This is a genomic window from Caballeronia sp. HLA56 (assembly GCF_054655155.1).
Window position 1 is genome coordinate 2,759,117 of the sequence record NZ_BAAHOB010000005.1, and the last position, 12,381, is coordinate 2,771,497.

Here is a 12,381-nt window from a genome sequence, read left to right on the forward strand (position 1 = left end):
AGACGGCGTCGACCAGGCCCTAGTGCACCACGTCGATGCAGGCTATCTGCACGGAGATACGAGAATTCGTCATTGACATGTGGAGCACTCGCACCGCAATCTGCCGCAATGCCTCGAACTTATCGACACGGAAGCTACGCTGCGCGCATTCTGCAAGACGCATCGGCAACAACTGGCATTGGCGCGCGTGCTTCTGCTCCCATGCGAAGTAATCGACGACCACGGCTTGGGACTCGATTAATGTCGGTTTTGCGTTGCTTAGTTATCGCCGAAGTTTCTCAAGTGAAAATACGATCTTGAATCAACGGAGCTTGCCCATGAAGAAGATCAACCTGTTGCATAACGATCCCGAAGTCATCGATCCGTCGGACCCGTCCTTGCGGATGCGTGGGTCGATCGAAATCGATGGCGACGACTGTGGCAAATGGGAACAACACGATGACGGCACATGGACTGCAGCGCTGATTACCGGAGATGAGACTGTTCTTCGCGCAGATGGCAAGGACTTACTTATCAGCATGATCGCCGACCATTGCCGTTGCTGAGCTCCAAGCAATCGACCGAGGCGCTTGCGACGTTGACTAAGGGAGTCGTCTACTTCGCTCGATTTGACATGATGTTCTTACCGGCGACAACGCGAAAGTCCTGCTAGGATTAGGTCGCGGTATCGGTCGTACTTTGCTCAAAGGGTGAGACGCGGGACCGCGATTGACGCCACTCTTTCTGAAGTACAGCGGTTTCCGGCAGTCATCAGCCTCCTGCAACTTTGCAGCGATTCGCCCGCTCTCGCAATGCGCTCACCTGTTTAAAAACCAACATACCAGCAAGCATTGCGACAAAAAAGATGATGGCCCCGCTCTTGGCCGTGCCAATGGCAACAACTGCAGGTCCCGGGCAAAATCCAGCCACGCCCCATCCAAGGCCAAATATTGCGCTTCCAATGAGCAGTTGACCGTCAATCCGTTGTTTGGTGGGCAGGTACTTCCGCACTTCAAGGAGTGGTTTCTCAATCCGCCGACTGACATAAAATCCGATCGAAGCAGTGGCGATCGCACCAATCATCACGAAAGCTAGTGACGGATCCCATTGGCCCGCAATGTCGAGAAAACCAAGCACTTTTTCCGGATTGGTCATGCCCGAAATAATCAACCCTAGCCCAAACAACGTCCCGAGTAAGAAAGAACTTACCTTTCGCATCCTATGCACCCCACCCATGCCGCACGATCCATACCGTTGCAAAGCCCGCGACCATAAACGTCGACGTCGCGGCCAGCGAGCGAATTGACCCACGTGAAAGGCCGCATACCCCGTGGCCGCTCGTACATCCGCTTGCCGCCCTCGTGCCAAATCCGACTAACAGGCCGCCGACGATCAAGGTCCAGGTGCTTGACCGAATGACGATAGGCGGCAGCGGAGCTACCACCATAAAAAGCGTCGCGGCAACAAGCAACCCTGCAACAAAGTAAACTCGCCATCCTTCCCGCCAACCGTCAGCAGTAAGAAGGCCACCAAGTAGACCGCTGATGCCCGCGATCCGTCCGTTAAGCAGCATAAAAAGTGCTGCAGACAGCCCGATCATCGCACCCCCGGCCAGCGATCGAAACGGCGTGAAATTTATCCAGTCGATCACCATGATTGGCAACCCTTGATCGTATGCATGTCTAAATACGCGCGCTATTTTGCGAGGATCCGACGTACGTCTTCTTCCATTTTCGTCAGCCCGTACTGCTGGCCAACTTTAATCGCATCGTCCGTGGACGAACCGTCTATCCATGCAGCACGAAGTGCAAACAAGGCCCCCACCCGATTTCCGGATCCGCAGTGCACCAGTATTGGCAGATTGGCCTTATCGCCGAGTATTCGACCAAGTTCGACTGCCGCGCTTCGTGTGAGATCGTTGGCAGTCGCGACAGGGAGATGGTGATATTTCATTCCCAGCCTTACAACCTCCGCGTGTTCGTCGAGTCCCGCATTTTCGGTGGCCGGTCTTAGATTTAAGATGGACCGAAAGCCATAGTCGCTCACGCGGGCCAACTGATCGAGGGACGGTTGTCCCCCGGTAGCAATGTCAGCCGTTGGTTGTTTGAAATTCGGTATGAGGTCGCTCATTGTCTAATACGCAGTAGTTAAGGGTTTCTGTGCTTATTGCCATCAAACAACTTCGGGCGGCTTCTCAAAGGTGTGGAACGGCGCTGGGCTTGGCACCGTCCATTCAAGTCCCTCAGCTCCGTCCCATGGTTTGTCCGGGGCGTCTAACAACTCTTTCGAACGGGCGTAGCAGGGCAGCGCCACCGCAAAGAGAAAATACACCTGCGCCAGCCCGAAGAAAAAGGCGCCAATGGTCGCGATCTGGTTGAAATCGGTAAACTGCGCCGGATAGTCGGCGTACCGTCGCGGCATGCCGGCAAGCCCCAAAAAATGCATCGGAAAGAACGTGACATTGAAGGCCACCATGGACACCCAGAAGTGAATTTTTCCACGCGTCTCGTTATACATCTTGCCCGTCCACTTGGGCGCCCAGAAATACCATCCGGCGAACAGCGAGAACAGCGACCCCGCGACCAGTACGTAATGAAAGTGCGCCACAACGTAGTAGGTCCCATGCATCTGGATATCCAACGGTGCGAGGGAAAGAATCAGTCCCGTAAAGCCGCCGACGGTGAACACGAAGATAAAGCCGATGGCGAACAGCATCGGGGTCTCAAAGGACAGCGATCCCCGCCACATGGTGGCGACCCAGTTGAACACTTTCACGCCAGTCGGAATCGCGATGAGCATGGTTGAGTACATGAAGAACAGCTGCCCGGTAACCGGCATTCCGGTCGCAAACATGTGGTGCGCCCAGACCATGAACGACAGAATCGCAATTGACGCGGTCGCATAGACCATCGACGCGTAGCCGAAAAGAGGTTTGCGAGCGAATGCCGGAATAACCTGCGACACCACGCCAAACCCTGGCAAAATCATGATGTACACCTCGGGATGGCCGAAGAACCAGAAGACGTGCTGGTAAAGCACTGGGTCTCCGCCGCCAGCGGCGTTAAAAAATGATGTGCCGAAATGCCGGTCGAACAGGAGCATGGTGACCGCGCCAGCCAGCACCGGCATGACCGCGATCAACAAGAAAGCGGTGATTAACCAGGTCCAGCAGAACATGGGCATCTTCATCATCGTCATACCTGGCGCGCGCATGTTCAGGATGGTGACGACAATGTTGATTCCACCCATGATCGATGACGCTCCCATTAGGTGGATGGCAAAGATCGTCATATCCATGCCCGGGCCCATCTGCGTAGACAACGGGGCATACATTGTCCACCCGCCTGCGGGTGCGCCACCGGGCATAAAAAAAGTGGCCGTCAGCATGATGGCTGCAACGGGCAGCAACCAAAAACTGAAGTTGTTCATTCGTGCAAACGCCATGTCGGATGCGCCGATCTCAAGCGGCACCATCCAGTTCGCAAATCCGACGAATGCCGGCATGATCGCGCCGAAAATCATCTCGAGTCCATGCATGGTCGTGAGCTGATTGAAGAATTCCGGGCGCATCAGTTGCATGCCTGGTTCGAACAGCTCGGCGCGAATTGCCAACGCCATTATCCCACCCGATAAAAACATCACGAACGAGAACAGCAGATACATCGTCCCGATGTCTTTGTGGTTTGTCGCAAAGACCCAGCGCCGCCATCCGTTTGGGATGGCGTGGCCTGCGTCGTGGCCAACTACATGATCGTGCGTGGTGGTACTCATAGCAGCTCCAGTTAACCGTACGGCTTGCCAATGTCGGATGTTCAAATTAATTTAGGCGAGCCGCGCGACGCACCGCCGCATTTCGCCTGCAATGACTGCGCGTTGATGCACAGGCACATGAGTGCCCACGAGGACGACCTGTCCGGCACTACGAATTTCAATCTTTGGACGAGGCAACTTGTAGCCGATTCTGGCGCCCCGTTCCAGCACCACCGCACTGTGCTCCGGCTCAAATGCCGTTACGCGCCCGGGAACAAGTTCAACACTTGCGGGCATACAGTCGCGCATCGACTGACGCGTCTTGTCGACGTCAAACTGGCCACCGCCAACCAATGTCCACGCTGGTTGGTAGTAGTGAAATTCAGACGGATCCACCACGACAATGTCGAGATTCTTACTTATGTGTTTCAGGCGTGCGGCAACACTTACCCCTCCCACGCCTCCCCCGACAATCACAGCGCTATAGGTAATGGAGACATTTGTATTTAAAGCCACCACGCTTCCTCCAGTTGACGTTGGCGCCCTCGACACTATATTCTATAAAGATATAAGCTTATACGAAAAAGCGGTATAGCGTTTTTTTATGGGGTTATAGGGCGATGCTTTTCCGACAGCTCTTCGACAGCACATCAAGTACGTACACCTATGTACTTGCCTCTCGAGTAGGGGGAGAAGCCCTCATCATCGATCCGGTCAGGGACCAACTTGAACAGTATCTGAAGGTCATCGAAGAGCTGGATCTGAAGCTGGTCCATGCCATCGACACTCACACACACGCGGATCACATTACCGCGCTAGGAGACCTTCGAGACATCACGCATTGCACAACCATCATGGGCGAATTATCGCAGGCCCATTGCGTCTCGCAGCACGTGCACGAAGACGAGGTCGTGCGCGTTGACGGCATCGAGCTCAGAGCCATATACACACCGGGGCATACAGACGAATCATTCAGTTTTGTTTTGAACCCGAATGCTCCGCAAGCGGTCTTCACAGGCGACGTGCTGCTTATTCGTGGAAGCGGACGTACAGACTTCCAGGGTGGAGACGCACATCGGTCGTGGGACTCGATTGTCAATAAGCTCTTCAGGCTACCTGACATGACAACGCTTTATCCTGCCCACGACTACAAGGGCTGGACGGCATCCAGTATCGGCGAGGAGAAGCACTTTAATCCACGGCTTGCCGGCAAGACGGAAAGCGAATACGTCGACATCATGAACAACTTGCATCTTCCCAACCCGAAAATGATGGACGTTGCGATCCCGGCGAATCTCGCGTGCGGCCAGCCACCAACACTTTGAAGCGTCAAGGCTAATTAACATGTACGCCTCGACTGTTTTGACCCAGGGTATTGCTGAGGCACCATGCGGTGGATTTGTCAGCTTTTCTTTGGGACTTGTCGGGGGAAATGGTTCAATTCTCGTCGTAGCAGCAAGCGTCTACATCAACATGCTCACGCGCGTGCCGGACACGTACGCTTGGGCCCCGCCTTTGCGTTCGCTGCGACCGGCGTGCTCGAGGCAACGTTGGGGTCGACAATAGGCAAGCTCGTCGATGGACAGAAATTTCATGGTGAGTCCACAGCGAGCATCTTCCAGGATACGCACCATCAGGCGTACGACGGAACACCGAACCCTAATGCGAATCTGATCGCCGCAATCCAGCGCGCAGAAGTGGAAGCGTCCGCCTGTGCGCAGGCGTTGATCGCAAACGGCTTCGCGATTGACGCACTTCTGCCCGGAGACACGCGATCGCTCTTGGCGCTCACGACCCTTACCGTTTTGGAACATGATGGATATAGCTTGATGCCACTGTAGAACTGTAGATGGCAAAAGTATGGGACCGTCATGAACGTGAAGCCTCTCGCTTTACCCCTGCATCCGCTGATTATTTATATTCAGTGTCGCGGTAGCGTTAAGTGTCGCGCAATTCTTAGGTCGCGGTGACGCGAGTATTCAAAAGGCGATCTTCACAAGCCTTTAGTTTGGGTTACTCGGTTGCTCATTTCTCGTTCGTCCTTCGTGATCCGCTTCTTTCCCTACTTCCAGGAAGATTTCTTGAAGATGTTCGATTTCGGCGACCCGTAGTTTTATCTTATCCCCGGCGCTGTCGCTGGACTTTGCGCGGCGGCACGCTTCTTCTTCTACCGTTCCCCTGCCATCCGCAAGCCTTTTATGGTTGTCTTGTCGTCAGGCGTACTTGTCTGGGGCGCAGCAAACGCCGACGCGGAATTCTCGAAGCCCCGGAATTCCTTCCAGCGATCGCGTTGATGAACCGATGAATCATCAGGGCGACTCGCAGCCCCTCACGAACGAGCAAGAGTGCCCGTCCCGCGTCTACTTATGGGCGTCATGTTGCAGCCCGTGCCAAGCGCAGGGGCCGGTACCCGCGCGAGCTCAGCTTGATCATTCAAACTTGCATAGTGTGCTCGTCAATAAGGGCGAAACGACGTAGATAATTTTCCTTTATAACGAGCTCATCGACGCGCTTGAGATCGCTGCGCGCTTTAATGCAAAGTCGCCGCAGGCCAAATAACGCCGCGCGAGAGTCGGATCTTGCGACATTAACGGTCATCCGAACGACGCCGCCCCTGCATTAGCAAACGGCGGTTGATGGCCGGTCTGAGACAGGACCTCCGCAAAATTAGCTCGCCGCAAGCCGGCGACGAAGTAAGCGCGCGCGGGAGCTCGGCTATCTAAATAACACGACGACCTCAATCGACGGCTCGTGCTCAATCATGTTTCCAACCATATTCTTTCCTCCACCGAAAAAGTTATATCGATCGGTAGGCGACATGCCGAACTCTGTCAGGGTCGACGAGTACCATAGCCGTCGTCGTTTGTAGTTGACGCAAGACGCAAGAAATTCCTTTCCAAACCATCAGGTGCGTCATGCTCCAAGAGTTTGTGCGCGCAACGTTAGTGCACCTGGAGGCAGGCCTCGGCTCGGTTGTCGATGCCCACGCACAATTGAGCAAGAAGGTGTGGTTGGTCGAAGTACCAAAGCCTGAAGTTAGTGGCGAGAAAGTGGCGAAGTGCACCCCGCAAACCCGCGTCGTTACTGAGTTTGCAAATTCCTGTGGGTCATCCGTGCAGAATCTCGCCGAAAAGATTTAGGACATGCCGCGTCGTCGCCAAAGTGAGCGCGTACACCTTCATGGAGACGTCGACCCATTGCCAACAGCGGCAGTTTTGCAATGCACCGTGCAAGGACTGTCGAGTTGTACGACGAGACGCTGGGACCCTAGGGGGAGGGGGTATCTGAGACCTGGCAGCTTTTTGACCCGGACACAGAGCGTTCTCTCACGCGCAGAAAAAATCCCCTTTAACAAAGAATGTTAAAGCCTTTAACATGGCCCTAATTACCCTAGAATCCTTTACTGGCGGGGCTTTGAGCCGATTCGGTACATGTTAAAGCGATGTTAAAACATGTTAAAGATGTTAAAGCTCGGAGTGGGTTGTCCGATGTCGCCAACAGTTCGAATTTTCAGCTTCTCGGGTACAAGATCCGCCGAACTGAAAGTTCCGTCATGAATTTTTACAGCTATCCGTGCTCTTCCGCCATGATGGGGCGTGGCATCGTCAGCGTGTGCGGTATGAGGGAGCGTCCTGCCACGAAGATACGTGTTAGCACGTGCTAATTTATCGTCGTGCTCAAAGACCATAAAGCCTTATGCCAATCGCTCTACTTCGTGGCCTTACTTCGCCCGACCGACCCTATGCTTTGTTGCTGGTGCGGCGAACGCGGGTGGCTTCCTAGCCGTTGGACAGTACACGTCTCATATGTCTGGTCTAGTGTCTTCAATCTCCGACAACGCCGTGCTAGGACAAACGACGCTCGTCCTTTCAGCTGGGTGCGCTGTGACGGCCTTTATCTTGGGCGCGGCGACATCGGCGATCCTTATTAACTGGGGACGCCACCGCCTGGCACGGAGCATTTACGCGACGCCGCTGCTGCTCGAGGCCGCGCTTCTCTCAGTTTTTGGGCTGCTGGGGTCGCATCTTGTAACGCACAGGCTGCTGGACCCTTCGCTCACCGTGGCGCTCCTCTGTTACGTCATGGGACTGCAAAACTCGACGATTACGAAAATCTCGAAAGCAGAAATCCGTACGACGCACGTGACGGGACTCACCACCGATATCGGCATAGAGATAGGAAAAGGGTTGTATTGGAATCGAGGCAGTTCCTCCGATGGATCGGGCTATGTTCGTGCCAATCGCGCGCGCCTTTCCTTGCTTGTTTCTTTACTGGCCATGTTTGTGCTGGGCGGCTTCGCTGGCGCGATCAGTTTCTCGCATATCGGCTTCCTCGCGACGCTTCCTCTAGCAAGCGTGCTCTTGATGCATACACTGGTTCCACTCTTCGACGACATTAGCGCGATCCGGCGGCGCGCTCGTTCCTAGTTTCCGTTCTGTACGGATATCCTAGGACCCGCACCGGTCGAGGTACGCACGAACACGCTTTATCAGACTATCTGAACGACTTGGCTTACGCGTCCTCGCACGTACATTCGGCGGCCCAGTTTCGACAAGGCAAAGCTTCTAGCCACTCGATCGGTGCAGGTCGGTCGTCCCGCGTTGTCTAGCAAGCCGTGAGTTCGACTCGCCTTCGCGAGCTGCTCGCATCGTCACTGACATCGCTCCTATTGCTCTATACCAGTCAGTGCGATACTGATTGAGGGGTCGATCTGTAACGCGCGGTGTGCTTGCATCAAGCTGGTGCTTGAGGCAATGTCCACTCCAGCGGGTCGATTTTCGTAACGACGCCAAAGTCGGGCAATCCTTGCGCAGAGGACGACTACTGGATCGGCGACAGCGATTTCTCCGGCATCAGAGTGGTGCTCTAACGGCAGGCGAGCGCCGCGACGATCCCGCTAATCGGGCAACTCTCGAATTTTCAATTTCGCGGCTGTAAAAATTTGACGGAAGGCGGTGCGGATTGCACTCGAAGAACTCGGACTCAGCTATACGCTGCACGCCATCAACGTTCGAAAGGGCGAGCAGAAGAGCGATGCATTTCTCGCCTTGAATGCCAACGGAAAAGTGCCTGGTCTGACCGCCGAAGACCGCGAATTCGTTCTGACCGAGTCTGCGGCCATTCTCGTTTATCTCGCCAAAAAGCACGGCAAGCTTCTCTCGCAGGACGCTGTACGCCGGGCGCGCACGTTTGAGCAGCTGTTCGCTCACGCGTCTGGACTGAGCCCGGCCTTCGGACAGGCAGGTAACTTTCTCAAATTTGCACCGGAAGTGATGCCCCACGCCATCGAGCGCTTCTCCGGCGAGGCGAATCGTCAACTGAAACTACTCGACACTATTCTTGCCGAACGGCCCTTCGTCGCGGGCGACGAATACTCCATCGCGGATATCGCCCACTTCGGATGGGTATGGCGACGAGCCTTCCCAAACGTGACACTGGACATGACGCCGCATGTGCAACGCTGGTACGACGAGATGCTTGCACGGGCGGCAGTAACGAAGGCGATCGGCAAGCTCGAACTGCTTGTGAGAAAGAACGGTTGAACGGATGCGCGCCCGCGAGGCTTCGCAGCTTCAAGAGGCGCAATCATTACTCGGCGGCATATATCTTATGACTCTCGGGCGATTGCACGCGCTGGGAGGTGTCCAACATACTTTCTGACAGCTACCCGAAGGGCCCAAGCGATAGCTTTGGATTTTAGAAATGGTTATCTCAACATCGTTACTGAAGGAGGAATCGATATATGACAAGCTCTAACAAAGCCTTGATCATTGGTTCATCACGTGGTCTTGGCCTCGCACTTGCCCAAGAGTGGCTTTCGCGAGACTGGAACGTCGTCGCTACGGTACGAAGTGGCAATACGCCGCTGCATCGCTTAGAACAGGCGTTTTCGGGGAAGATACGTATCGAGCAGATGGACGTTACCGATAGCTCTGATATTGAAGCCCTCGCGAGCCGTCTGCCTGATCACGAATTTGATGTCCTGTATGTCAATGCCGGTGTCGCCCTTGGTCCAGAAGATCGAGCAGACGAGGTTACAACCGAGGACTTCAGCCGTTTGATGGTGACAAACGCGTTGAGTCCGATCCGCATCATTGAGCGGCTGTACGACAAGGTGAAAGAACAAGGAACGATCGCAATTATGTCCTCAAGTCTTGGTAGCGTGGCACTGAACGAAAGCGGTGGATGGGAAGTCTATCGCGCCAGCAAGGCGGCTTTGAATATGCTAATGCGCTCCTTTGCCGCGCGCCACGCGAGCGCTTCACAAAGCCTCGCGCTGGTCGATCCTGGATGGGTTCGGACGGAAATGGGCGGTGCCGATGCCACCTTGAGCATTGAGGAAAGCATCCCCGGAATAGTGAATCAAATAGCCGCGTCGTCGGGCAAGGCAGGATTGCGTTACTACAACTACCTGGGCGAGACGCTTCCGTGGTAGTCCGTTTGCTGAAATGTTGTCGGTTGCTGACCTATTACGCCAGATTAACGATAGGTGATGACCGAGACAAGCGCGCACTTGCCACCACCCGCGCTTTCCTCATTATGCCGATCTGCGGATGCCCCGGAGCAAAGGCCAAGGCGCGTAATGGGTTCTGCAGACCTTCTCGGGCAAAGGCTGGCCACCGCGACATCCTAGACTCCAGTCGCGTCTGTCACCGCCTTTTCGATAATGGCTTGTCGGCACGATCGCAGCCGAGCACAGATAACCCCTGGAATAAGCAAGCGGAGCCGGATGGACAGCGCTGGATCCATGGCACGACAAAGTTCGCCACTCTGCTCTAGCCCGCCCTAAGCAGGCGCGCAAGCCTGCACGCGGGCGACGCCGCGCCTCACGGAGCAGTTAGGTGACGGCTTCGCTGACGACGAAACCTGTCCTGTCAACGCCCCGCGCGAACATATTGCCCTTCGGGTTGTCGCGCTCGATTTGCGTTCGCGCTGACCGGAGCAGCGCCAGGCGCACACCTTCCTGTGGCAGAGGAGACGTGCCATGAAGGCTACATTTCCACGAACCGTCGAGCGGCCGCCATCAGCAGGAAAGGAGCCATTCGAATGCCGACTTCGCAAGGGGGTCGACCGGCCGAGAATGGCCGACCAGCTCATGTCACAAAACCCCAGCCTCAAGCGTGTTGTCGCTTGACCAAGGTGGATTGCCCTGCATGCCGCGGTGAATTTCTGCTTGCCGCGAGTCACGAAGGCTGAACTCAACGAGGCGCGGTCCTTGCAGCGGCATGAATACTCGATCTCGAAGCGACGATAGACAGGACGGCGGAAGCGATCAGACTGCCTCCAACGCATATCATTGCGACAACCAGTGCTCTGGCGAATGAAACCGGATCTGGCGAAGTCCCTGCGACACTGAAAAAAACGCCGCCGATAACCGCGACACCTAGCGCTGCGCTGATCTGCAACGCCGAATTCGTGATGCCCGCGATCATCCCGGAACCGGTCGCCGGTGCGCGATTGATGACCGAGCGCACCAGCGTCGGCAGCGCCCAGCCCTGACCGAATCCTAAAAGTGCTACCGCCCCGATCAGGGGAAACTGAGCCGGCATCTGTCCGGGCGCGTCTGCCACGAGAGCGGCTAGAAGTGTGCAGCCGGCGACCTCGAGCATCATGCCAATGGCGGGGACGCGCTCGCCGAAGAAACGAATAGCCAGCGGTGTCGTCAATGGCCCGATGAAGGCGCCAACGCCGAATGGCAAGAAAACCAGCCCTGTCTCTAATGGGCTCATGCCAAGTGCCGCCTGAAGGTAGACGGAAAACGTCAAGAAGAAAGCTGAGACAACGTAGAAGAAGAGGACGCCCGTCAGTCCGCTCATCAGGCCAGGCCTACGGGTCAGCTCCACGCTGATCAGGGGCACGCCGCCTCGGCGGGCGTAGGCTATCTCATATTGGCAGAAGCCTGCGCCAGCAACGGGGCACGCGATGATCATCGCGCAGGCCCACCACGGCCAATCCAACTCCCGCCCTTCGACCAGGGGCACGATGAGCAAGCCCAGCGTAAGCGCGCACAGTAGCACCCCGATCCGGTCGATGGGTGCCGGGCTGTCACCACGGACGTCGGGAAGCAACGGCAGCCCGAAGATCAGAACGGCCACGACGACGGGCAAGTTGATGAGAAAGATGACTCGCCACTCTAGCTGAAAGATGTCCGCAGAGATCAAAGCTCCCCCGAGCGCCTGCGCGGCTACAGCAGCCAGTCCTACTGCGGCGCCGTAGAGGCCCAAGGCGCGCGCCCGCTCTTTCTCGGGGAACAGGGCGTGAATGGAGGCCAGTCCTTGAGGCGCCATTGCAGCAGCACTCAGGCCCTGCAGCACACGCCCGAGGATCAGCATGACGGGTGACGATGCGAGCCCACAGATCACCGATGTCAGTCCGAAGCCCGCGACGCCAATCAGGAAAATCTTCCGCCGACCGAAGAGATCGCCTAACCTTCCTCCTGTGATAAGGAAGACCGCGTAGGCCGCGGCGTATCCGGAAATGACGAGTTGCAGTTCTGCGCCGCTCGTGTTGAGGGAGCTCTGGATGGATGGCAAGGCGACGTTCACGATGAAGAAATCCAGCGGAGGCAGAAATGCTCCCACCAGCAACACCGCGAACGCCGACCATCGACGTGTAGAAGAGGTTGTCATATGCATGATCTCGGCGGCCGCG

The 12,381-nt window shown here is 56.0% G+C and carries 12 protein-coding genes; 6 read left to right on the forward strand and 6 right to left on the reverse strand.

Annotation, left to right across the window (positions count from 1 at the left end; all coding sequences use genetic code 11):
• Positions 1–317: 317 nt before the first annotated feature.
• Positions 318–545 carry a hypothetical protein gene (locus ACYQ47_RS32465; RefSeq protein ID WP_016344643.1) on the forward strand — a complete coding sequence of 76 codons (228 nt, stop codon included), beginning with the start codon at positions 318–320 and terminating at the stop codon, positions 543–545.
• Positions 546–750: 205 nt separating this feature from the next.
• On the opposite strand, the gene ACYQ47_RS32470 is transcribed toward ACYQ47_RS32465, so the two are convergent.
• Genes ACYQ47_RS32470 through ACYQ47_RS32490 form a run of 5 tightly spaced genes read right to left on the reverse strand, consistent with a single transcriptional unit; the run spans position 751 to position 4,248 of the window.
• Positions 751–1,197: a YeeE/YedE family protein gene (locus ACYQ47_RS32470; protein ID WP_044041202.1), complete on the reverse strand. Its 447-nt coding sequence runs from the start codon at positions 1,195–1,197 to the stop codon at positions 751–753.
• A gap of 1 nt (position 1,198) precedes the next feature.
• On the reverse strand, positions 1,199–1,633 hold the full coding sequence (locus tag ACYQ47_RS32475; protein ID WP_044041201.1) for a YeeE/YedE family protein: 435 nt from the start codon (positions 1,631–1,633) through the stop codon (positions 1,199–1,201).
• Positions 1,634–1,674: 41 nt separating this feature from the next.
• Complete coding sequence (locus ACYQ47_RS32480) at positions 1,675–2,109, reverse strand: protein tyrosine phosphatase family protein (protein ID WP_084675718.1); 435 nt, start codon at positions 2,107–2,109, stop codon at positions 1,675–1,677.
• A 42-nt stretch (positions 2,110–2,151) separates the two neighbouring features.
• A complete protein-coding gene (gene ctaD / locus ACYQ47_RS32485; protein ID WP_044041200.1) occupies positions 2,152–3,750 on the reverse strand; it encodes a cytochrome c oxidase subunit I in 1,599 nt (532 codons plus the stop codon).
• A gap of 51 nt (positions 3,751–3,801) precedes the next feature.
• Positions 3,802–4,248 carry an FAD-dependent oxidoreductase gene (locus tag ACYQ47_RS32490; protein ID WP_232519193.1) on the reverse strand — a complete coding sequence of 149 codons (447 nt, stop codon included), beginning with the start codon at positions 4,246–4,248 and terminating at the stop codon, positions 3,802–3,804.
• 101 nt (positions 4,249–4,349) lie between these two features.
• Between ACYQ47_RS32490 and ACYQ47_RS32495 the strand changes: the two genes are divergently transcribed.
• The 5 genes from ACYQ47_RS32495 (at position 4,350) to ACYQ47_RS32515 (ending at position 10,165) form a co-directional block, all read left to right on the forward strand.
• Positions 4,350–5,054 (forward strand): MBL fold metallo-hydrolase, encoded by a 705-nt coding sequence (locus tag ACYQ47_RS32495; RefSeq protein ID WP_459908887.1) that lies wholly within the window; start codon positions 4,350–4,352, stop codon positions 5,052–5,054.
• 177 nt (positions 5,055–5,231) lie between these two features.
• On the forward strand, positions 5,232–5,570 hold the full coding sequence (locus tag ACYQ47_RS32500) for a hypothetical protein (RefSeq protein WP_051180293.1): 339 nt from the start codon (positions 5,232–5,234) through the stop codon (positions 5,568–5,570).
• A 1,806-nt stretch (positions 5,571–7,376) separates the two neighbouring features.
• Positions 7,377–8,156, forward strand: a complete 780-nt coding sequence (locus ACYQ47_RS32505) for a YoaK family protein (protein ID WP_459908890.1) — start codon at positions 7,377–7,379, stop codon at positions 8,154–8,156.
• A gap of 528 nt (positions 8,157–8,684) precedes the next feature.
• On the forward strand, positions 8,685–9,272 hold the full coding sequence (locus ACYQ47_RS32510) for a glutathione S-transferase family protein (protein WP_459908892.1): 588 nt from the start codon (positions 8,685–8,687) through the stop codon (positions 9,270–9,272).
• A gap of 200 nt (positions 9,273–9,472) precedes the next feature.
• Entirely contained in the window at positions 9,473–10,165 is a 693-nt protein-coding gene (locus ACYQ47_RS32515) for an SDR family NAD(P)-dependent oxidoreductase (protein ID WP_459908894.1), read from the forward strand.
• A 763-nt stretch (positions 10,166–10,928) separates the two neighbouring features.
• On the opposite strand, the gene ACYQ47_RS32520 is transcribed toward ACYQ47_RS32515, so the two are convergent.
• The gene (locus ACYQ47_RS32520) at positions 10,929–12,365 is read right to left on the reverse strand and encodes an MFS transporter (protein WP_459908896.1); all 1,437 of its coding nucleotides are present in this window, start codon (positions 12,363–12,365) and stop codon (positions 10,929–10,931) included.
• Positions 12,366–12,381: the final 16 nt, after the last annotated feature.